Source organism: Anaerobacillus sp. QJM3NY_32 (assembly GCF_056173645.1).
The window spans coordinates 3,720,147-3,742,982 of the sequence record NZ_CM149684.1 but is presented as its reverse complement, the minus strand read 5'-3'; the positions used below and the strand labels follow the sequence as shown (position 1 = coordinate 3,742,982).

General features: G+C 41.7%; 18 protein-coding genes. 13 read left to right on the top strand and 5 right to left on the bottom strand.

The features are described 5' to 3' along the window. Positions 1 to 7: 7 nt before the first annotated feature. The 5 genes from AC0VYH_RS19390 to AC0VYH_RS19370 all read left to right on the top strand — a co-directional run bounded on the left by AC0VYH_RS19390 (position 8) and on the right by AC0VYH_RS19370 (position 5,258). Complete coding sequence (locus tag AC0VYH_RS19390) at positions 8 to 1,171, top strand: diphosphate--fructose-6-phosphate 1-phosphotransferase (protein ID WP_475372953.1); 1,164 nt, start codon at positions 8 to 10, stop codon at positions 1,169 to 1,171. Continuing rightward, complete coding sequence (locus AC0VYH_RS19385; protein ID WP_283153553.1) at positions 1,161 to 1,892, top strand: GntR family transcriptional regulator; 732 nt, start codon at positions 1,161 to 1,163, stop codon at positions 1,890 to 1,892. Before AC0VYH_RS19390 ends, AC0VYH_RS19385 begins: the two co-directional genes overlap by 11 nt. A gap of 15 nt (positions 1,893 to 1,907) precedes the next feature. Then, positions 1,908 to 2,798: a class II fructose-bisphosphate aldolase gene (locus AC0VYH_RS19380; RefSeq protein WP_475372952.1), complete on the top strand. Its 891-nt coding sequence runs from the start codon at positions 1,908 to 1,910 to the stop codon at positions 2,796 to 2,798. Positions 2,799 to 2,818: 20 nt separating this feature from the next. Next, positions 2,819 to 4,252 (top strand): aldehyde dehydrogenase family protein, encoded by a 1,434-nt coding sequence (locus AC0VYH_RS19375; RefSeq protein WP_475365901.1) that lies wholly within the window; start codon positions 2,819 to 2,821, stop codon positions 4,250 to 4,252. Between the two features lie 97 nt (positions 4,253 to 4,349). Next, positions 4,350 to 5,258: an AEC family transporter gene (locus tag AC0VYH_RS19370; RefSeq protein WP_475372951.1), complete on the top strand. Its 909-nt coding sequence runs from the start codon at positions 4,350 to 4,352 to the stop codon at positions 5,256 to 5,258. An 89-nt stretch (positions 5,259 to 5,347) separates the two neighbouring features. On the opposite strand, the gene AC0VYH_RS19365 is transcribed toward AC0VYH_RS19370, so the two are convergent. The 3 genes from AC0VYH_RS19365 to ahlS all read right to left on the bottom strand — a co-directional run bounded on the left by AC0VYH_RS19365 (position 5,348) and on the right by ahlS (position 7,673). Next, entirely contained in the window at positions 5,348 to 5,512 is a 165-nt protein-coding gene (locus tag AC0VYH_RS19365) for a hypothetical protein (protein WP_475372950.1), read from the bottom strand. 99 nt (positions 5,513 to 5,611) lie between these two features. After that, entirely contained in the window at positions 5,612 to 6,814 is a 1,203-nt protein-coding gene (locus AC0VYH_RS19360) for an iron-containing alcohol dehydrogenase (RefSeq protein WP_475372949.1), read from the bottom strand. A 13-nt stretch (positions 6,815 to 6,827) separates the two neighbouring features. Next, complete coding sequence (gene ahlS, locus AC0VYH_RS19355) at positions 6,828 to 7,673, bottom strand: AhlS family quorum-quenching N-acyl homoserine lactonase (RefSeq protein ID WP_194218682.1); 846 nt, start codon at positions 7,671 to 7,673, stop codon at positions 6,828 to 6,830. Between the two features lie 365 nt (positions 7,674 to 8,038). Between ahlS and AC0VYH_RS19350 the strand changes: the two genes are divergently transcribed. From AC0VYH_RS19350 to AC0VYH_RS19340, 3 genes are all read left to right on the top strand, one after another. Next, positions 8,039 to 9,712 (top strand): sigma-54 interaction domain-containing protein, encoded by a 1,674-nt coding sequence (locus AC0VYH_RS19350; protein WP_475372948.1) that lies wholly within the window; start codon positions 8,039 to 8,041, stop codon positions 9,710 to 9,712. A gap of 106 nt (positions 9,713 to 9,818) precedes the next feature. Next, positions 9,819 to 10,436 carry a pyroglutamyl-peptidase I gene (gene pcp / locus AC0VYH_RS19345; protein WP_430243439.1) on the top strand — a complete coding sequence of 206 codons (618 nt, stop codon included), beginning with the start codon at positions 9,819 to 9,821 and terminating at the stop codon, positions 10,434 to 10,436. A 58-nt stretch (positions 10,437 to 10,494) separates the two neighbouring features. Further along, a complete protein-coding gene (locus AC0VYH_RS19340; protein WP_475367998.1) occupies positions 10,495 to 10,794 on the top strand; it encodes a TIGR04104 family putative zinc finger protein in 300 nt (99 codons plus the stop codon). A gap of 64 nt (positions 10,795 to 10,858) precedes the next feature. On the opposite strand, the gene AC0VYH_RS19335 is transcribed toward AC0VYH_RS19340, so the two are convergent. Then, positions 10,859 to 12,697 (bottom strand): diguanylate cyclase, encoded by a 1,839-nt coding sequence (locus tag AC0VYH_RS19335; RefSeq protein ID WP_475372947.1) that lies wholly within the window; start codon positions 12,695 to 12,697, stop codon positions 10,859 to 10,861. Between the two features lie 177 nt (positions 12,698 to 12,874). Further along, the gene (locus AC0VYH_RS19330; RefSeq protein ID WP_430243444.1) at positions 12,875 to 13,465 is read right to left on the bottom strand and encodes a DUF5317 domain-containing protein; all 591 of its coding nucleotides are present in this window, start codon (positions 13,463 to 13,465) and stop codon (positions 12,875 to 12,877) included. Between the two features lie 284 nt (positions 13,466 to 13,749). Between AC0VYH_RS19330 and AC0VYH_RS19325 the strand changes: the two genes are divergently transcribed. The 5 genes from AC0VYH_RS19325 (at position 13,750) to AC0VYH_RS19305 (ending at position 22,835) form a co-directional block, all read left to right on the top strand. Continuing rightward, complete coding sequence (locus tag AC0VYH_RS19325) at positions 13,750 to 14,676, top strand: ROK family protein (RefSeq protein ID WP_475367997.1); 927 nt, start codon at positions 13,750 to 13,752, stop codon at positions 14,674 to 14,676. A gap of 12 nt (positions 14,677 to 14,688) precedes the next feature. Continuing rightward, positions 14,689 to 15,651, top strand: a complete 963-nt coding sequence (gene manA / locus AC0VYH_RS19320) for a mannose-6-phosphate isomerase, class I (RefSeq protein WP_475372946.1) — start codon at positions 14,689 to 14,691, stop codon at positions 15,649 to 15,651. 147 nt (positions 15,652 to 15,798) lie between these two features. Then, on the top strand, positions 15,799 to 17,535 hold the full coding sequence (locus AC0VYH_RS19315) for an ABC transporter ATP-binding protein (RefSeq protein WP_475365895.1): 1,737 nt from the start codon (positions 15,799 to 15,801) through the stop codon (positions 17,533 to 17,535). After that, positions 17,510 to 19,276, top strand: coding sequence for an ABC transporter ATP-binding protein (locus AC0VYH_RS19310; protein WP_475372945.1), 1,767 nt, complete (start codon positions 17,510 to 17,512; stop codon positions 19,274 to 19,276). Before AC0VYH_RS19315 ends, AC0VYH_RS19310 begins: the two co-directional genes overlap by 26 nt. A 172-nt stretch (positions 19,277 to 19,448) precedes the next feature. Next, positions 19,449 to 22,835, top strand: a complete 3,387-nt coding sequence (locus AC0VYH_RS19305) for a hypothetical protein (RefSeq protein WP_475372944.1) — start codon at positions 19,449 to 19,451, stop codon at positions 22,833 to 22,835. Position 22,836 lies beyond the last annotated feature (1 nt).

The following is a 22,836-nucleotide window of genomic DNA, read 5'->3' as shown; positions in this document are numbered from 1 at the left end:
CAGTTGCATGAAAAAGGTCGCCATTGGCCAGGCCGGGGGACCTACGGCCGTCATTAATGCTACCCTCGCAGGGTTTGTGAAGGAAATCGAACGAGATCATGCCCTGCTTTTTATTCAAAATGGTTATGAAGGACTGGCGCACGGAATGTATCTTGACGGAGATAGTGAGATGCTTAGTCGCGTTCATCTACATCAGGATGTCCCGGGTGCGTGTCTTGGTTCTGGACGCTTTCCGTTAACAGATGAGCATATTGAAAATGGTGTGCGCTTGCTTCAGGCGCAGGGTGTCGATGTGCTTGTTTTTATCGGTGGTAATGGAACGATGGAGGCGCTAGCCAAAGTAGAAGCCGAAGCGAGAATGCAAAACGTTTCGCTTCAGGTTCTTGGACTCCCTAAAACGGTTGATAATGACCTTGGAGGGACGGATCATGCGCCAGGTTTTGGAAGCTCAGCACGATATGTCGCCCAGGCCACAAGAGATATGAGCCGGGATCTCGCGTCGATGCAGAACTTTGAAAAGGTCAGGGTTCTTGAAACGATGGGAAGAAATGCCGGCTGGCTTTCCGCAGCGTCAGGGTTATTACAAGAATATGAAGAAGAAGGCCCTCATTTTATCGCTATACCTGAGCGCCCTATAAAAAAAGAAGTCCTTCTCGAGAATGTAAATACGGCTTTGAACCGGTTTGGTTACGCAACAGTCGTTGTAAGTGAAGGTGTTTTATTTGGGAATAGTGGTCAGGTTGAGAGAGGAAATGTGGATGGCAGAACAATACTGGGTGGCATTTCAAGTCAAGTGGCTCACTTTTTAAAAAATGAGCTAAGCGTTATGACAAGGGCTGAACTCCTAGGAATGAATCAGCGAAGCTTCTCCGCAGTCATATCAGATGTTGATCGAGAAGAAGCTTATACGGTTGGAAGAGTTGGCGCTGAATGGATTCGTGAAGGATTATCAAACGTTATGGTTTCAATTCAAAGGAATGCTCATCATCGTTATTCGGTGAGAATGCTTCCGATTGAACTTGAAAAAGTTGTCGCAGCTGGTGAACGTGTGTTGCCTGATGCGTTCATTCAAAATAAGAAGGCTTACTATGAATGGTTGAAGCCGCTCATTGGAGAAGATCTTGCGACGTATCCACCACCTATAAAGGGGAATGAGATCTATGTCGATTAATCAGATTGATCCAAATGGGGATGCTCTTTACCTCCAAATCAAAGATGTCCTTATTGAGCGCATTCAGACTGGTGCGTGGAAATCGAATACGCTCATTCCAACAGAGCAAGCGCTCATTAAGGAATTCGGTGTGAGTCGAACAACAATTCGTCAGGCGATTACGATTCTCGTTCAGAATGGACTGCTTGAGAAAAAGCAGGGCCATGGGACCATCGTCAAGCCTCATCAATTGGTTGGGAATCTTGGGCAGCTGAAAGGTTTTGCGGAAGAAGTAATGGAAAAAGGTCAAGTTCCTTCGTCAAAAGTTATCCGAGCTGAATTCAAGTATAACCTTTTCCATGAAAGTGAAATGCTTCAAGTGGCAGAGGGGTCACCTATTCTACTTGTAGAACGAATACGATTTGCTGATGAGACGCCAGTTGCGCTTGAACGCACATGCTGGCCAGAATCGATTGGCAAGCTACTAATTCAACATGATTTAAATGAAGCGAAATACTATGAAATACTCGAAAACTATCAGATTTATTTAAACAAAGCACAGGAGCGAATTGCAGCGATTAATGCGACGTTGGATGAAGCGGATTCTTTGGCGATACGGCCGGGTGAAGCGCTACTGGAAATGACACGTCTCAGCTATGGACTAAATGACCATCTAATAGAATACACCAAAACGAAATACCGAAGTGATCAGTACCACTACAATATTGAATTGAAGCGATAGAAGGGAGAAATGGTTATGCCATTTATTAACGGAAAAACAATGCTGGATCATGCTTTTCAAAACGGATATGGGGTAGGTGCTTTTAGCGCCCATAATGCGGAAACAGTGCTAGCAATTTTTGAAGCAGCTGCTGAGGAAAAAGCACCAATTATGATTCAAGTTGGACAAAAGGTGATTCAAACGCTAGGTATGGAAGCATTAAAAGGTCTAATTGATACGTACGAAAAAGAAATTGATGTTCCTGTTGCGATTCACCTTGATCATAGTCGTCAGTTCGAACAAACGATGCAAGCTGTTCAAATGGGCTTCCAATCCGTTATGTTCGATGGTTCAGGTTTATCGTTTGAAGAAAATACGGCGACAACGAGGAAAGTGGTCGACATTGCAAGAGCACTAGGCATTGGTTCTGAAGGTGAGATTGGTAAAATCGGTGGAACTGAAGATGATATTACCGTTGATGAAAAGGACGCCCTTATTACAACTACTGAAGAAGCTGTTGCTTTTGTAGAAGCGACAGATGTTGATTATCTCGCTGTATCAATTGGAACAGCACACGGTATTTATAAAGAAACGCCAAATCTTCGATTCGAACGACTGAAAGAAATTGTGGCGGCAGTCGAGCGCCCTGTCGTTCTTCACGGCGGTTCAGATGTGCCAGATGAGCAAGTACAGCGCGCGATCTCTCTAGGTATTGCGAAAATCAATGTTGATACTGAGCTACGTCAAGCTTTCACTAGAGGCGTGCAAGAAGCTTTTGGCGAAAATCAAAATGACATTGTGCTCGCGAGCTCACTTGGTCTTGGCCGTTTACGAATGAAGGAAAAAGTACAAGAAAAAATTCGCGTATTTGGAAGTCAAGGAAAAGCAGAAGAACTTTTGTCAGAGAAAAAGGTAGTAACGTTATAAAAAGGGAGGATGATGTTAAAGTGACAACGCAAACTTCAGTACGAACGTACGGATTATACATTAACGGAGAATGGCGAGATAAAACGACAACGGATGATGTGCTAAATAAATATACCCAAGAAATAACGGCCAAAACGGCTGCCGCTGAAGAACAAGATGTAAAAGATGCGGTCCAAGCTGCCAAAGAAGCTTTGAAAACCACTTTTTCTCCTTATGAACGATATACGGTACTTATTAAAGCAGCTGCAGTGCTCAGAGCTCGTCAAGATGAACTAGGTGAAGTGCTGGCGAAAGAAGTTGGTAAGCCATTAGCCGAGTGTAAGGGTGAAGTAGGAAGAGCTGCTTTAACTTTGGAAGTTTCAGCAGAGGAAGCCAAACGGATCCACGGCGAAGGAATCCCAGTGGAGTCAGCGCCAGGGTCTGAACAGCGTCAAGCTTACACGAGACGATTTCCGATTGGTGTTGTCGCAGCGATTACGCCGTTTAACGTGCCGCTAAATCTTGTTTGCCACAAAATTGGCCCAGCGCTAGCCGCCGGGAATAGCGTTGTACTAAAACCAGCTGAAGTTACGCCGGTTTGTGCGATTCTGTTAACAGAGATTATGGAAGAAGCAGGTCTTCCGGCAGGCCGCCTGAACCTTGTCACTGGGGACGGGGCTACAGTAGGTGAATGGCTTCTATCTAACCAGGACGTGAACATGTTTACATTTACGGGAAGCCCTCGCGTTGGTCAGCATATTCGTGAAAAAGCTGGTTTACGTAAAGTAGCGCTTGAGTTAGGAAATAACTCCGCAACAATTGTGCATCACGATGCAGATGTTGAAACAGCTGCTACTCAGTCCGCACAGAAAAGTTTTAATAACGCTGGCCAGGTTTGTATTTCTGTTCAACGCGTTTATGTTCATGAAGATGTTTATGAGCCGTTCCTTGCAAAAATGAAGGAAGTAACAGAAGGCCTTGTTTTAGGAGATCCAATGGATCAGGCAACCGATGTTGGGCCGATGATTGCTGAGCGTGAAGCCATTCGTGTAGAAAGTTGGGTGAACGAAGCGGTTGAGCAGGGAGCTACTGTTGAAACAGGCGGAGAAAGAAATGGCGTCTTCTACCAACCTACTATTCTTTCAAATGTAAATGATAATATGAAAGTATGTCGCCAGGAAGTTTTTGGACCAGTCGTTGCCGTAAGCACGTACCGTTCCACAGATGAAGTGATTGCGAGAGTGAATGATTCGGAATATGGCCTTCAAGCTGGCCTATTCACGAACGACCTAGCGTTTACGTTAAAAGCGATCAATGAGGTACATGTGGGTGGACTGATTATTAACGATACGTCAGGTTATCGCGTTGACCATATGCCATATGGTGGTGTGAAGAAAAGCGGAACGGGAAAAGAAGGTCCACGCTATGCGATTGAAGAAATGACAGAAGAAAAAATTATCGTTTTTAACGGATAAGCGAAGAAAGGGGGCTGATTTTATCAGTTCCCTTTCATCCTGTTTTATTCGTATTCCAGGGCACGCTATCCTTTTAAGAAGCTGAAGGAGAATGAAGATGTCGATCATAACCATATTGCTGCCGATCTTCTTCGTATTTGTAGTCGGATATATTGCGCAACGTTTTCTTAACTTGGAGACAAGGGTGCTTTCAAACCTCGCTTTATATGTCCTCGTTCCGCTTCTCGTTTTTCGAACATTTTATGAGCAAGAAATTGATTCCTCCTATGGTTATTTGTCGATCTACATGCTTGGACTTTGCTTTGCGCTTATTGGGATCGTGAGCATTCTCTCAAAACTATATGGCTATACCGAATCAGAACGATGCGGATTGGTTTTATCGAGCGCGTTTATGAATAACGGAAATTACGGAACTCCGCTTGTTCTCTTTCTGTTTGGGGCAGTCGGGATGGAAACAGCGATTGTTTTAATGGTGTTGCAGCAACTGTTAATGAGCACACTTGGCGTATATTATGCCGCAAAGGGAAGTCCGGACCACGATGGGATAAAGGCAGCTTTAAAAGCTGTTAGGAAAATGCCGATGGTTTACGGCGCCATTGTCGGGCTGTTGTTTCAATGGTTACATCTTCCTTTGGGTACAATAAGTGATGGCGTGGATTTAATTGCGGATGCGGCTATTCCCGTTATTATGGTGACGCTTGGTATGCAGCTTGCGAACATTCGTATTCGGGCGATTGACTGGCGCAAGCTATCAACGGCATTATCACTTAAGCTTATGGTTGCTCCGCTGATTGCCGCTGGCATTGTGCTTCTTATGCCTGTTGATCCATTAACAAAGCAAATTATGATAATAATGGCTGCTACCCCAACTGCCGCGAACACGACAATGTACGCGATTCAGTTTCATACTGAACCCCAAAACGTTTCAAGCGCAACGCTTGTTTCCACCGTGTCGAGCTTAGCGACGATGCCGGTGGTCATTTATTTAGCGACGACGTTTGTATAAAGTGGGGGTCAGGCTCGAGCCTGACCCCCACTACAAACAAAAAAGGCGAAAGTGTCCACTCACAGCGGACTCTTTCGCCTTTTTGATCATCAAATAAATGAAGCAATCAATAATGCGAGAAAGATAATCGATATTAATCCAAGAAAGATCACGCCCATTTTGCGAATAGCAGGAGGGAAGCGATCGGATAGCGGTACTCGTATAAGAAAAATCATGATGGTAACCGAAAGTATAAGAAGTAAGAAGTAACCCAAGAGTGACACCACCTAATTCGTTTTTAATTGTTGTTCCCTATGAAAGGTGAATTCAATCATAAAGCCCGCTGCGTAAGCGGGCTTTATGATTGAATGACTTTATGGATGTTGAATAGTAATAGGGGATGCTTCAACAATTTCTCCCTTAAATGCTGATTGATAGATTGCGCGAATATCATCCTCATGAAGAGGGAGAGGGCTTCTTGCAAGCAGTCTTTTTTGTTTCAGGCCATCTTCTGTTAAGGACTCCAGGGCGTTAGCTGGAATTTCGAATCCACCAAGAGTACTTGGGATGCCAACGTCTTGAACGAGTCTTTCTAGCATTCGTACGCACTCATACGAGGCTTCTTCTTCTGAAAGGAATTGTGAGTTACCGCCAAGCGCATTCAGAATATCTCCCATTCGTTTCGTACAGCTTTTCCGAATATATCCCATCACGTAAGGAAGAAGAACGGCATTGGAATCACCATGAGCGATATGAAATTGCCCTCCAAGAGGATAGGCAAGAGCATGAACTCCTGCTACGCCAGCATTAAAAAAGGCAAGGCCAGCGATATAGCTTCCGTTACTCATATTGATTCGTGCTTCGCGGTCTTCACCATCCGAAACAGCACGTCTGATCGAGCGACTAATTAACCTAATTGCTTGGAGAGCGAGGCCATCCGTTGTCGGGCTAGCGTTAATCGAGACATAAGCCTCAATCGCATGGGTAAGCGCATCGACACCGGTTGCTGCGGTCACTTTTGCTGGAACGGAAACGGTTAACTCGGGATCAACGATGGCTGCATCAGCTAGAAGATAGTCGTGTGTGACGACATCTTTTGTGCTTTTGAGTGAAAGAACAGATATATTTGTAACCTCTGACCCGGTACCGGCAGTTGTTGGGATTAATATTTTTGGCAAACCTTTATCGGTTATCTGTCTGCTTCCTGATAAGTTGAGGTAGTCAGAAACAGAACCTTCATGTACTGACAGAACAGCTGTTAATTTCGCGAGATCTAGCGCACTTCCTCCTCCGAGTCCTATAACGAGGTCAAATGCATTTTCTTTCGTATAGTTGACGAGTCTTTCGCCGATGGCAAGCGGTGGCTCTGGCTGTATATCAGTATATATATCGACTGAATATCCGGCCTCTTTTAAAGGAATGCTGACGCGATCTACGATACCGATATCATTTAATACAGGGTCAGTTACGACCAAAATTCGCTTTGCAGTATATTTTTTAACTTCAGGTAAGAGTTGTGCAAGTGATCCCCAGCCAGTGTAGCTTAGTGGGGTGAAGACGAGTTTGGAAAAAGTCATTCAAATCCTCCTTTTATTCGTAGTAGCCTTCTGTTGATTTACGGAAATTATTAAACTGGTTTGAGTCATGACCGAACCATACCTGACTATTCGTTTCCTTTGCGAGTCGTCGGATTTTTTCTACTGATGCTGCGTAGCCGAGAGAATCATAGATAATGCCAGGTGGTTTGATCGGTGGCCCAAAACTTTCGGCTGTATAGACGGCATCTGAGGCGAGAATGATTCCACCGGTTTCCGGCATCTGAATATGCAGACCAATCATTCCCCAGGCGTGTCCACTGCCAAAGTTTAATACTTTAATACCTTCTGCAAGTTGCACATTGTCTTCATTTCGCTTAATGGTTTGCCACTGAAGATTGTTTTTAATCCATGCATCAATATCTCCCCAAATATAGGCGCCTTCTTTCTGATTACGCGCATAGGACTGAAGCGTTCCGTTCAATTCATCTTCATGAACAATAATGGTAGCGTTCGTAAACATTTCAAGACATCCTGCATGGTCAAGATGGAGGTGAGAAGCGACAACGAATTTAATGTCTTCAGGACGTACATTCAGCTGCTCCAGCCGATTATGAAGGTAGCATTCCTCACTAGCTTTATAGGGGAAAGTTTGCTGTGTCGCTTCTGTCCAACGGCCTTCTGGTCCCATCGAATTTGGATTACAAGCTGTATCAAAAAGGATCTTGCCGGCCGGGTGATCGATTAGAACTGTGTAAATAGGGAATTCAACAAATTCAGTTTGGGCATTGGGATTCGTAATCGTAGCGGGATTGTGCATCGCAATCATCCAGTTTTTATCCATACTCATACGCCCATTATCCATTACGTACAATTTCGGGTGTTTGTTAATAATGTTCATTCATATTCCTCCTATTATGTTGGTTTAAATTGTGAAAAATTTCATTCAAGGGTTGAGACGCTAACCTTTTAACGCTAAGGGGTATTGAGACCATACAGATGATCTTTGGAATACTTCTTTCTTAAGTAATGGTCTGGTGTGGGTGTGTTCAGATAGCACAGTTAGATCTTTCGTTACGACTTTTAGTGATGCAAGTTTGGTGCCAACTTTTAAAAGCTGACAACATAGCCTTTTTAGATAAATTAACAATTGTTAGGTGATTTTTTTCACCAGTAGGCAGGTATTTGTCTGAATAGATTGAATATTTAAGTGGTGTCGTAGTTCACCATAAGTTGATAAATTTCACCATTAGAGAGGTGGGTTTTATGCTGAATATAGCCAAAACAACTGGTTGGGAAGAGGTCTTTTCTTCCTTACACAATGGGGTTGTTATGATAGATCGGGAAGAACGAATTATTTACATGAATGCATCAGCTGAAGACCTTCTTCGTGTACAGGATTGGAAAGGGGCAACTATTCGTGCTTTCGTTCCAAATTCAAGAATCAGCGAAGTACTTGAAAACGAGCATAGTTTAATAGGTGAACGTCTCCAACTGTTTGATCGTGAATGTGTTGTCAATCGAACGCCTCTATATCAGGACGAAGAGCTTATTGGCGTCATTAGTGTCATTCAGGATATTACGGAAGTGAAACACTACCGCGATTTGCTGCGACAGTTTGAATCAATTATTGAGTTTTCGACAGACGGATTATATGTTGTGGATAAAGAGGGAACGACGATTTACGTTAACTCTGCATATGAAGAAATGACCGGCTTTCCGCGCTCTGAATTAATTGGGCGACATATGAAAGATTTAATGCAAGAAGGGTATATCGATCAGTCCGTTTCTTTGCTTGTACTAAAAGAAAAAGAGCGGGTGTCCATTCTACAAAAAATCGGGGGTAAGAAGGACGTTATCGTGACGGGAAGTCCGGTTTTTGATGAGAATCACGAGATCGAATTGGTGGTAACAAGCGTAAGAGATATCACACAATTAAACGGTTTGCGCTCTGAGCTTGATCGTGCCAAAACTTTCTCCGAGTTGAATCAAAATAGGTATTCCCTTCAATTGAAAGGGGTAGCTGACAAGGTTGTTTTTCGAAGTAAAGAAATGGGCGTCATTTACGAGAAAGTAAAACAGGTAGCTCCATACCCTACAAGCATATTATTAACTGGAGAATCAGGCGTAGGTAAAGAAGTTGTGGCTAATTTAATTCACTATGAAAGTGATCGGAAGGACAAGCCTTTTATTAAAGTGAACTGTGGAGCTATCCCTGAACATTTATTAGAATCAGAGTTATTTGGTTATGAGTCAGGCGCGTTCACTGGAGCGCGTAAGGAAGGAAAAATCGGTTTGCTCGAATTGGCCCAGGGTGGGACGGTTATGCTTGATGAAGTAGGGGAGATGCCTGTTTCTCTCCAAGTGAAACTTCTCAGGGTTTTACAAGAGAGCGAGTTTTATCGAATTGGTGGAAATAAACCGATTAAACTTGATATTCGGATCATCTCTGCTACAAATAAACAGTTGTTAGAAGAAATCGAGAAAGGTTCATTTCGCGAAGATTTTTATTACAGGCTTCAAGTTATTGAGATTTCTATTCCTCCGTTAGCTAATCGCGTCCATGATATTGAAGTATTGGTAGATCATTTCTTTTCTTATTTTTGTTCGAAATATCATATTGAAAAACGGATGACTAAAGAAACACGTAGCGCCTTGCTTGCTTATCGTTGGCCTGGAAACGTTCGAGAACTGAAAAATATGATTGAAAGTCTTGTCGTATCTGTTCCTACCATCTCTATTGAACCGCATCATTTACCAGTTCATATTACGGATTATCGTATAAAAGGGAACGAACCACTTTCATTGAAAGAGCGAGTAGGAAGTTTTGAAAAGAGAATCATATTAGATACGATTCAACAACATCCATCTCTTCGTTCTGCAGCTAAGGAATTAAGGATTGATCATTCAACGCTTGTGAAGAAAATGAAAAGGTGGTAAAAAATGACTATAATTTGAAGGTTAAACCGGTTTGAAAGAGGTAATAGAAAGATGAGTGTTCAGATTATTTGGAGTAATTTGTTATTAAGCGAAAGGGGAGAAGAGAATGAGACCGCTATTGTTGACTGGTTTTGAGCCTTTTCTTGAACATCGTCATAATCCAACTGAGCAAATCGTCAAGGAATTGGATGAGGAAGTGATAGGAGGCTATGAAATTATCTCACGTGTTCTTCCTGTTGATTATGAGCGAGCATCAGAAATGCTGATTGAGTATGTTGAACAATGTGAACCGATTGCTGTGATCATGCTTGGACTTGCCGCTGACCGAACAAAAGTAACGCCTGAGCGAATTGCAATTAATGTGAATGATAGTGTAGAAGATAATGTGGGGCGTGCGCCGGAAGATCAGCCAATCGTGGAAGGTGGACCGGCAGCTTATTTCTCAACTCTTCCTATTAAAAAGATGACTGAGGCACTTGTACAAAATGGTATACCTGCAGAAATATCCAATACAGCTGGAACTTATTTATGTAACAACGTGATGTATAGCGTTTTGTATGCACTTGAACAAAAAGACAGCGATATCCCAGCAGGATTCATTCATGTTCCACCTACATTCGAGATGACGCTCCATCATTCAGCACATACTGGTTTTCCGTTCACTAGCATACGAGACGCCATTAAGATTATGATTCATGCTTTATCGGATTTAGAAGGAGATTAACAGAATTTTGAAACTCTCATGACGTTGAGTTCGTATAAGTAGTATGGGGGTCATAAAAATGACAACTTGTCAGCAATGTCATTCGGAGTGGACGTGGAAAGAATCGTTCCTTATGTTGTTTTCGTTTAAAAAAGCTGTTGTCTGTCCCTATTGTGATAGGGAACAGTATTTAACACGTCGGGCAAGGAATAACTTATCTGTTATTCCAAGTATTGTTGCGCTTCTATGGTTACCAATGATCGCATTCCAAGTTCCCATTTCAGTCATTATCCCAATCGAAGTCGTGATGGCGGTTGGTACGGTCTTCATTCTTCCATATTTTTTTGAAGTAACTGATCATAATGAGCCGTTATGGTAGCGAAAATAAAATGTGAAGCGTTTCTAACGGAAACAAAAAAGCGAATGCGGCCACATTCGCTTTTTTAAATGCTGATTTTGTTTGGTTGTTCAATTGAATGCTTGTGCAGTGGACTTGAATGAATCACCTCAATAAACGCATGAACAAGTTCGGGATCAAACTGCGTTTCAGCACATTTTTGTAATTCGTCTATCGCTTCACTAATTGACTTTGTTTTTTGATAGGGGCGCTCAGTCGTCATGGCATCAAAGGAATCGATAATTGTTAACATGCGAACAAGTCGAGGGATTTCTTGTCCGCTTAATCCGTACGGATAGCCTTTCCCGTCATAACGTTCGTGATGAAGTTCAACGAGTGGAAGAAGATCAGCTAGCTCGCGGTTTGTTGATACAATTTCCCTCCCCCAAATGACATGTTTCTGAACCATCTCCCACTCATCCTTCGTAAGCTTTCCTTTTTTGTTGATAACGTCACGAGGAATCTCAAGCTTTCCGATGTCATGAATGAGTGCTCCCATGACAAGTATTTTCTGATCATTGCTATTCAAGTTAAGCTTGTTGCTGAACTCAATCGCATATTCATAAACTCTTCTGCTATGTTTGTACGTGTACACATCTTTATAAAGAAAGATTTTTAGCTGCTGCTCCAATAATTCCATTTCTTTGTTATTATAAAAGGTTTTAGCAGGTACATTATCAGCGTCAAAAATACAAACGTTGTTCTTTCCTTTAGTCTTGGCATAGTACATCGCTTGATCGGCTTTTTCAAGGACTTCTGAGGAATCGTACATGTCCTGGTTGTATTGGATGATTCCTGCAGAAAACGAGAGACAGCCGTGTGGAAGCACTTCGACTCCTTCGAAATATTGATCATTGATGTCTTTTCGAAAATGATTGATGAATTGATAGGCTTCGAGTTCCGTCTTACCAGGCATTAGCAGTGCAAACTCTTCTCCTCCATAGCGAGCAGCTGTAAACGCGTCGCTCGCACTCTTTTTCAATTCTGCTCCGAAGTGTTTAAGAAGCTTATCTCCTTGAAGGTGCCCGTGCTGATCATTGTATTTCTTGAAGTCATCAAGGTCGATCAAACCGATTGATAGAGGCTGATTTGCTAGTTTTACTGTTTTGATTTCTTCTTCCAAAAGAGATTTGAAATAGCCATGATTGTATAGTTCTGTTAGATGATCAATGTCCGCTTTTTGGGATACTTCTTGATAGAGCTCAAAATATTGTTTGAAGGAAATGGAGAGTAGCACGGCTACAGTTAGAAATAATAGAACGCCAAGTATAATTTGCTGCTTCATGAGTAGGACAAGATTCAAGGAAAGAATTAACGTGATTAAATAACTTGAGATGGTTTCCTTTAACATTCCTTTAACAATTTGAAGAAGATTCTCGGTGGCGGTTAAAACAAAGAAAAACCCAATGAATAACACGTTCAGCAGAAAATAAACGCTAAGCGAAAGCATATACGAAGTTACATTAAAAAATGATAGTGTTCCGATAGTTCCACCAAATAGAAAGAAAGCTTCATACGTTCCAATAATCATGATGCTATAAATAGAGAAATTAAATAAATGCTTCCACCAAACAACGCTTTTTTTATACAGAGCATAGATGATCGAGGTTAGTAACAAGATGGTTAGCGCCATATGAATACCAAATACAAATAGGACTGCCAAATAGATCGCTGAATCCATTGATAGGGAATTGCCGCTTGGTGGCAATAGAATTGTATAGTGATTCAATAGTAAAATTGCCGCTACAAACGTGAAGGCCAGACTCCAGTTAAGAGGTGTATATGTCAAGAAGTACTGAGTGAGAAATAAAGAAATCCCTGTGATAGATGCCAGTGTAATATACACGCTTACAACATTAGTGAATTTCTGAAATATGCCCTTCATGTCTCGATCACTCTCATTTAAATTTAGTTTTTTAGGAGAAGCAATGCCTCTCCATCTTGATTAAACCAATTTAAATCCAGAAGTTAGTGCGATAACAGCAGTAGTAATGATAGCGATATTCACAAGGATGCCTGTTAGCTTAATGCCCTCTTTACGTTCCATGAACGTCACCTCCCTTCATATTCCTTTTTGAGGCGCAGGTGATTTGATGAGGTCTTCTGGATGTTTGGACTTAACCATAACGCGCTGGATGAAAATAAAAATACCAATGTTCATAATGATGTCGCCAATACTAATGACTTGATCTTTTGGATAAGGATCAGTAATAGGAATGATGTCACCGAGAAACCCAAAGGCAGTACTGTCGGTTAGGACTGCATGTTTTCCATAGAGACCATTTTTGATGGCTTCTGCATATGCGGGATCAAGTATGTTTGCCGCTTCAAGTGATACCGGCATTCGCCCTCCATTGATCGCCATTACGATAAAGTTAAGGAGCACTCCTATGAAAAGAAGCATAATGCCGATGTTCATTTTACGATTTAACCAAAGAAAAATGAGTCCTACAATATAAATAACCATAAAGAGTGGTGCGCTCAGCGTGCCGAGCCAGGAATAGGAAGATTGGAATGTGAAAATGCCAATTTCAATAAGAAGCAACAGGGGGAAGATCCAACCTGCTTTAAAGGAAAGAAAAGCAAAGCCTTTTAAGCTACCTTTGCGTAGGTACCCGACAAGAATAGATAATAAAATGCCGTCAAAAACCATTGAGTCACCCGATTTGTGTAGTTTTATTAATAGTTTAGCAGAGGTTTGGATGATTAGGAAGAATTTTCTGAAATAATATATTAATTTCCAATCTGTTAGACTAGGTGCGTTAATATTGTTGATTTCTTAATGCTTGGATCATTGATATAGCCATCTTATAACTTTGTCTTCATTCTAGTTCTTTCATATCTAAAATTGGAGATTCTATCGTAATCGCTGTTTCGTTTCTTATAAAGTGAAAATTCGTGATAATATATAGAAAAGAAAGTTTGGGAGGTAGGATGTTGGAAAATGTATATATAGGAGTTGACCTTGGCGGTACAAATCTCCGCGTCGGTCTCGTAGACGAGAGCGGACGAATACTACAAGTAAAACAAATACCTACAGAGGCAAGCTTAGGTTACGAATCGATTATAACTAGAATGGTTGAACTAATAAAAGAAGTAAAAAAAGCGTATTCAGCTGTATCTATTGGGATTGGTTCACCCGGGCCGCTTAATCCTTTTGATGGAGTTGTTGTATCACCGCCTAATCTTCCAGGTTGGCAAGATGTTCCGATTACAGAAATGGTAGAGGAAGCGATTGGTATCCCTACGTATCTTGTGAATGATGCTGACGCTGCTGCTCTTGGTGAAGCATTGTATGGAGGAGGAAAGGGTCGCGAAAGCTCATTTTACATAACTGTAAGTACGGGGATCGGTGGGGGTTACGTTCAAAATAATCGCCTTATTCAAGGCGAGCATGGCTACAGTGCTGAGGTCGGTAATATGATCATTAAGCCTGGAGGTCAAAAGCATGCCAACATGAACGCAGGATCTCTTGAAGCACTTGCTTCTGGGACGTCGATTGCAAGAGAAGGTAAGGCACGACTTGAAATTTCGGGTGGTGCTGAAGAAGTTTTTGAGCTTGCGGAACAAGAAAATGAGGAAGCTGTTGCTATTATTGACGAAGCTATGGATGCACTAGCGATAGGCATTGCGAACATCGTTCATTCTATTGATCCATCTGTTATTATACTGGGCGGTGGCGTGATGCAGGCAAAGGATATGATTCTACCACTTCTTAAAGAAAAAGTAGATTCTTATGTATACGAAGGACTACGTGGGAAAATAGAGATTGAACCAGTACATCTGCATGATAAGGCTGGGATAATTGGTGCCGCTATGCATGGCCGGCAGAATTTTGAAAATGAAAAATATAAAGAAAATTAGGGGGCACATAGTATGTACCAACATGAACCACTTTTTCTAACGCCAGAATTTAAGGATCGTCTTTGGGGCGGCACAAAACTGAGAGATGTATTCGGCTATACGATTCCAACAGAAACGACTGGAGAATGCTGGGGAATTTCAGCTCATCAGAATGGGCCAAGTGAGGTAAGAAATGGTCCGCTTGCAGGAAAGAAGTTAAATGAAGTTTGGGATAGTCATCGTGAATTGTTCGGGAATGAAGACGGAGAGCATTTTCCACTTTTGATTAAAATTCTGGATGCCGATCGTGATCTTTCTGTTCAGGTTCACCCTGGTGATACATATGCAAGAGAAGTAGAAGGTGAAGCCTATGGGAAAACCGAGTGCTGGTATATTATTGATTGTGATCCAGGTTCAGAACTGATCTTTGGCCATCATGCACAGTCAAAAGAGTCTTTTGAAGAAATGATTGCAAAGGGTGAATGGGACAGTTTACTACGTCGTGTTCCGATTGAGCCAGGTGAATTTTATTTTGTACCAAGCGGAACCATTCACGCAATCGGTGCCGGAACGATGATTCTTGAGACTCAGCAAAGCTCTGACACAACTTATCGCGTGTACGACTATGATCGTACAGACGTAAATGGAAACACACGTGAGCTTCATATTGAACGCTCGGTTGATGTATCCACGATTCCGCATGAAGATCCGCCGTTCTCACCTGTCGTAACGGAAGAAGAAGGATTAAACCAGGTTGAGCTTGTATCATCGGAATATTTCACGGTTTATAAATGGGAACTTGATGGAGAATATTCTCTTTCGCAAGATCATCCTTATTTACTTGTTAGTGTGCTGAGTGGAGAAGGCATGATTATATCTTCGGAAACCTCTCACTCTGTTAAGCAGGGAGACCATCTAATCATCCCTGCCACAATGAAAGATTGTAAGCTAGAAGGCGATCTTGAAATGATTGTTTCTAAAAGTAATAAAGCATAGTTCTAAGCCAGCTCGAAAGTGAGCTGGCCTTTATTATTTCCGATGAATATTCGTAGGGATTATGAAAAAGCTCATTTTTGTTCGAGGCCCTAAATATCCTGTATAATATAAAATTAAGAAAAAGGATGTAGGATGAGGGAGGATGCCATGCAAAAAGTACTATCCTTTATTAAACCATACAAGGTGGCGGCGATTGTAGCGGCCCTTTTAATGCTTGTTGAATTAGCCGTTGAACTTTGGCTACCGCTATTTATGGCGGATATTATTGATAACGGTATTGCGAAGGAAAACCTTAGTGTCATTACTGAACTGGGGATCTGGATGCTTGTTTTAACGGTTGTCTCATTTATTGCTTCGATCGTAAATACTTACCTTGCTTCATACGTTAGTCAACATTTCGGCTTTGACCTCAGAAAAGCTCTCTTTGAAAAGGTACAGTCTTTCGCTTTTGCTGACTTTAACCGCTTCCCCACTTCATCTCTTTTAACAAGACTAACGAATGATGTGAATCAGGTGCAGCTCGTAGTATTTATGGGACTCCGTATTATGGTTCGAGCCCCGCTGCTTGTGGTTGGTGGGGTAATCATGGCCTTTGTTGTAGATGTACAGCTCGCCCTTCTTTTAACAGCAGCGATTCCTTTAGTCATTGTCTTTCTTTATTTTGTGATGAAAAAGGGAGTTCCGCTTTTCAGCTCAGTACAGGAAAAACTTGATCGAGTTAATGGAGTGATGAGAGAAAATCTAGTTGGCGTTAGACTCATTAAAGCTTATCTTCGAAGTAAGCATGAGCAACAAAGGTTTAAAAAAGTGAACGAGAATTTAATGAATCAAACGGTAACATCTCTTCGTTTGATTGAACTTGCTACGCCGGTACTGTTGATTCTTATGAACGTGGCAATTGTTGCCGTAATCTGGTTTGGCGGAGTGAAAGTGGTCGGTGGAACAGCTCAGGTTGGTGAAATTTCAGCCATCATTACATATGGCACACGGATTACAGTAGCGCTAACCATGTTTTCGTTTATTTTGATGCTTCTTTCACGAGCAAGAGCTTCTGCCTATCGGATGGAGGAAGTGTTGGATACAAATACGTCTTCCAAAGAAGCATCAGGTGTTCAGCCATTAGCGTTAGAGAAACTTCAGTTTCACCATGTGAGCTTTCGTTATCCCGATTCAGAGGACGATGTGCTGCGAGATATAAATTTCACTGCAGAGAAAGGACAATTCATTGGTGTCATGGGTGCGACAGGTTCAGGTAAGTCATCCATGGTTCAGCTTATTCCAAGATTGTATGAACCTGTAGAAGGTCACATTACGTTCAACGGACAGGATGAGACGGATATCGGTATTGATGAATTAAGGAGCCGTATGGGAGTGGTTCCTCAAGAAGTTGTGTTATTCAGCGGCACCATTGCTGAGAATATTCGCTGGGGAAAGGAAGATGCTACCGCAAAAGAGGTTGAAGAAGCGGCTAAAGCAGCCCAAATCCATTCGTTTATTAAGACGCTTCCTAATCAATATGAAACGGTACTTGGACAAAAAGGAATTAACCTTTCTGGAGGGCAGAAACAGCGTTTATCGATTGCGCGTGCCCTTATCCGTAATCCGGAAATCCTTATTCTTGACGACAGTACAAGTGCACTTGATCTAAAAACAGAAGCTGAGTTACAAAAAGCGTTAAGGCATCGTGAAAGCATGATTTTATTAATTGCTCAGAAAATCAGTTCAATTAAAGAGGCGGATAAAATTATTTTACTTGAAGATGGCGCAATTATTGGAGAAGGGACTCACGAGCAACTTCTTCGGAACAATGACGTTTATCGTGAGATTTATGTGTCTCAGTACGGAGAGGAGGCGTCCAATGAGTTCAAACAACAAACCCTCTAATAAACAAGCGAGAAAGCGACCAGATGATTTGAAGGGAACTGTTGCGCGCATCTGGCGCTATTTATCGATGCAAAAAGGATTGCTTTTCCTCGTCATTGTGATGGTTCTTTTTAGTTCAGGATTTAGTCTTCTAGGGCCTTATCTAACGAGCATTGCAATTGATGAATATCTTGTACCAGCTGATTTAAATGGATTACTGCTCATTCTCGGACTATTAGTCGGGGTGTACGTATTACAATCAGCAGCTACCTTTCTCCAAAACTACTGGATGATTGGGATTGCACAAGAAACGGTCTATCGAATGCGGAAAGATTTATTTCATCACCTGCATCGTTTGCCGATTCCATTCTTCGATAAGAAGACGCACGGAGAGCTAATGAGCCGATTAACAAATGACATAGAAAATGTGAGTCGAACGTTAAATAGTTCTGTGATCCAGATCTTTTCAAGTGTGCTCACTCTTGTTGGTACGGTAGGGCTGATGTTGTGGTTAAGTCCGCTGCTTACTTTAATTACGTTCACTATCATTCCTCTTATGTTTCTCGGAATGAAGTGGATCACGAACCGAACAGGACATTATTTTAAAGAACAGCAGCGTAATCTAGGTGAGATGAACAGTGTTATTGAAGAGACGCTCTCTGGACAGCAAATTATCAAATCATTTTCTCAAGAAAAGCGTGTGCTAAAGCAGTTAGATCAAAAAAATGAAGCGCTACGTACGTCAGGATTCTGGGCGATGACCTATTCTGGTTTTATACCTAAATTGATGAACGTGTTAAATAACTTAAGTTTTTTACTCATAGCAGCGGCAGGCGGTTGGCTGTCTATTAAAGGGATGGTTTCGATCGGTGTGATTGTAGCCTTTATCCAATACTCTCGACTTTTCACGAGACCGCTAAACGATCTTGCAAATCAGTTTAATACGATACTATCCGCGGTTGCAGGTGCAGAGCGTGTTTTTATTATTTTGGATGAGAAAGAAGAGCGTCCGGATGAGGAAAATGCAGTAGCACTGAAACAGGTAAAGGGAAAAGTGGCGTTTCGAAATGTTTCATTTGGCTATGATAAAGAAGGTTCGACGCTTAAGAATATTTCTTTTGAAGCGAAGCCAGGTGAATCGATCGCAATTATTGGGCCAACTGGTGCCGGAAAGACCACCATCGTAAACTTATTGATGCGCTTCTATGAACTGAATGGTGGCAAGATTGAAGTAGATGATCATGATGTTACGAAAGTGACAAGAGAAAGCTTGCGGCAAAATATGGGATTCGTTCTTCAGGACACGTTTCTTTTCAACGGAACGGTTCGCGAAAACATCCGCTACGGGAGACTGGATGCAAGCGATGAAGAAGTAGAAAAAGCAGCTCAAGTTGCTAATGCTCATACGTTTATTTCCAGGTTATCAGAAGGATATGATACTGTATTGAACCAGGATGGAGGGGGAATTAGTCATGGTCAAAGACAGCTTCTCTCCATCGCAAGAGCGGTGCTTGCCGATCCAGCGATTTTAATTCTCGATGAAGCCACGAGCAGCATTGACACACGAACTGAAATTCAAATTCAAAAGGCGCTCTGGGCGTTAATGGAAGGTAGAACGAGCTTCATTATCGCGCATCGCCTGAATACGATTCAACGAGCTGATCAAATTATCGCCCTCGATCATGGTGAAATCATTGAGAAGGGCACACATGAGGAATTGTTAGAACAGAAAGGTTATTTGTGGGGTCAGGTCGGTACCTGACCCCACTCAAAGATAAAACAAAGCGATTGTCCACCATACATGGACAATCGCTTTGTTTTGTGAATAAACAGAAAAATAGAAGGAATCATATTGCAAGGAAGAAATGAGTATGAGTAAACTAAGAGCAAGAAACAAATTAGGAAAATGTTGTTAATCATTGGAGGTGTGAAAAATGAATGAGGAAGAGAGGGAAAAAGCATTTCAATCTGAGCTGCAAAAGCTCAGGGTGAAAGATTACATATCAGAGCAGACATACGGTACTGTTTCGAACGCGTATCAAAAAATGATGGATGAGGCTATAGAAGCGGAGGAAAAGCATGAGGAAGTAATTGTCCCACGAGAAATAGTTCCAACTAAGTCAGAGGCGCCAAATCCTGTAAAAGAAAAGAAAGTGAAATCAACACAGGAGCTTAGAGATCGAAATTTAACATGGATTCTGGTTATTGGTGTGGTGTTCTTGTTACTTGGTGCGCTGGTACTTGCCACTAGTACGTGGGATGTGATGACATCGATCATGAAGACCGCGCTCATTGGCGGAATTGCGGCTGTGTTCTTTGGGATTAGCTGGCTCAGTGGACATAAGCTTCGCATTGAGAAGACTGCCTTCTCCTTTTTAGTTCTCGGAAGCCTATTTCTGCCTATCGTCGTATTTTCAGCAGGTTATTTTCAACTTTTTGGAGATTGGTTATCTGTGAGAGGCGATGGGAATGAAGTGCTTGGTCTTATTGGTGTTTTGGTTTGTTTGCCTCTCTATTTCCTGCAAGCAAATCGGCAACAATCACGTTTATTTGTTTGGTTTTCTTTTGTGACGTTAAGCATCGGTGCGGCCTTTTTTATCCAGGTATTCAACCCGCATGTAGATCTCTTTTATCTTGGAATCGTGATCTTTAATGGACTGTTGCTCCTAATCTATGCTCAAACAAAAAATATAAAGAGTTTCGCTCTTTTTACGAAAGAACTTCCTATCTATGCGCAGGGGAATCTTATTCTCTCAACGCTGCTCCTACTATTCTTTTATGAAAGTGACGTTTTTTATAGTTTTAATGTGATCGTGACGGCTTTTCTTTATCTTTCTATGATTTTTATTGGAAAACAAAAGGAATATCATTTTGTCTTTACGTTCTTACTTGTGTATGGCATTTATCAGCTTATTGAGCACTCGTTCCTTGAAGCTGCGGACGTTATGTTATACGCACTTGTCGGCTTTATTTTTATTGGCTTACAGTCGGTGGATCGTCTTCAAAATCCATATATGAGAAAAGCATTCCAACTGACAAGTGGTGCTGTATCACTATGTGCATTCTTTTTTATCACATACAAAGGCTTGATTTTGCGCTTTGATGATCCGTCCTGGCTGCTTGTGTTTGGTTACTTGCTCATTAGTCTTAATTATATATACCTTGCTAATCTATCACGCTATCGAATTTTTGGTTTTTTGGCTCCACTATTTCTAGCTGCTGCAGGACTGTATGCGATAAGTTTACTTTATACGAATCCATCGGTTGAAACAGTGATGCTTCATTTGTTTTTTACAGGCGTAACGATATATGTGGGTGGCTATTATTTGAATACATGGAGCGTGACAAAAAGAATTCAAACTGGATCGCTCTTCGTTTCTTTTGGTCCTATGATGCTCTCCCTATTGCTTGGTCTTCTTAGCGAGCTATGGTGGCTAGAAAGTATCCTATTATTCATGTTAGGAATTGTTCATCTATCGATCTATCGAAAAGGGAAGTGGAAATGGCTTCGTCAAACGGGAGCGTTACTGCATTCTATTTCATGGGGAACTGCGCTGTTGGCGCTTTATCCTTTATTGGCGAAAAATGATTTCTATGAAGATAGCTTGGGTGCGCCATTCCATACGGCGATTGCAGCGCTACTCATTATCGGTACTCATTTTATTTGGCAAAAAAGGAATGTAAAAGACCTGGAGGAAATGGCTTTTTGGACCGGTGTCAGCTTCTATGGATTGGCATTGCTTCTCTTGTTCGGCGCGACGGTAGAGGAATTATTTGTTCGCTCGGGACTGTTGGTAGGAGCTATTGGCGTACTCTATCTGATCTTTAAGCGCACAGAGGAAGAGACGTTATGGCCAGTGATCAGTGTATTTACTTTGGGTGCTTATCTTTCTGTTGCGGAAGCATTTCCTATTCAAGGAATGTTTCAGTGGATTATCGGGGCGGTTCTGCTGATCCTGATTGCTGACACGCTTGGAAAAAAAGACGTTGTTATACAGCGTAGTTATTTTTATTTAGGACATGTCTATTTGCCGATCGCTCTCATTTATACCATTTTAGAGCAGGGGAATGAGCCAGTCTTATATATCGTTGGCCTTTTCGTTTATGCTTATTCCGTTCTAACAAGGAAAATCGAATGGGAGGTTCGAACGTTTCTTTATGCAGGTTTTACCGTTCTTCCTTTTCTCTACATGGCGTTAGTTGATACTTTTAATTTAGACGGTGAGGCATACACGTATACAGGATTTGCATCAAGTATCATTATGTTTGCGCTTTGGTTTTTCCTTGGTGGAAGGTGGAAAGAGAGGATTAAGTGGTATGCGGTTCCATTTGCTATCTTAGGATTTCTTCCTTTTATAACCGAATACAGTGAAATCAGTTCTGTGCCTTTTAGTGTTGGTCTACTCTATGCGATTCTGCTGCTTTACTTGATTCACCAATCTGATTGGCAGATCATCACGATTATCCCTCTCCTATTCGTTCAAACGCTGGTATTTCTTCTCCCCGTTGAGACAATGGAGATGCGAACGCTTCTTTTTGTAGGAGTGGCAGTAGGGATGTTAACTGCGGGCTTCCTTATTCATAAAAGGCTCTATTCCTTTAGAGTAAAGCAACTGAAGGAAAAGCATATTGATTGGTACTCCGTAACAGCTCTTTTAACAGTACTTAATCTTTATCAAGAGCTTACATTCGACTCTTTCTGGGCTGATGAGTTACGAGCACTGTTTATCTTTGTTTTTTTCGCACTTCAAGTAAGGAGAGTGCCGACTGGTTTGGCTGCAAAAGTAATGAAAAGCATTACTGCCCTGTCATTATTAGTCCCTTATTACACGCTCCTTCATCACATTGAAATCAATAAGTATATTGTGACAGAAGTTTATGTATTGCCATGGATTGCGTTAACGATTTATTTATCAAAGCGTACGTGGAATCAAAGCAAGCAAATCATGAGTTTCATAGAATGGAGCATTCTTTTAATCGTAGCAGCAGTTCTTGTAGGTGATGCTTTGATGAGTAATACAATATATGATGCGATCATAGCTGGTGGGCTATCCCTTGGTTCCGTGCTTGCAGGTTTTTACTATCGCATTAAATCATACTTTGTCATCGGATGTAGCGTTCTTCTTTTGAACCTTCTTCTGCAAACGCGACCTTATTGGGGGAATATGCCATGGTGGGCCTACCTATTAATCGCAGGAGCTACACTCATTACTGTTGCAAGTTTCTACGAATGGCAGAAGCAAAATAAAGATAAAGAAGGAAATACACTACTTCAGTTAAAAAAACAACAGTTTATGGAAAAGTGGAAGCAATGGCGTTAAA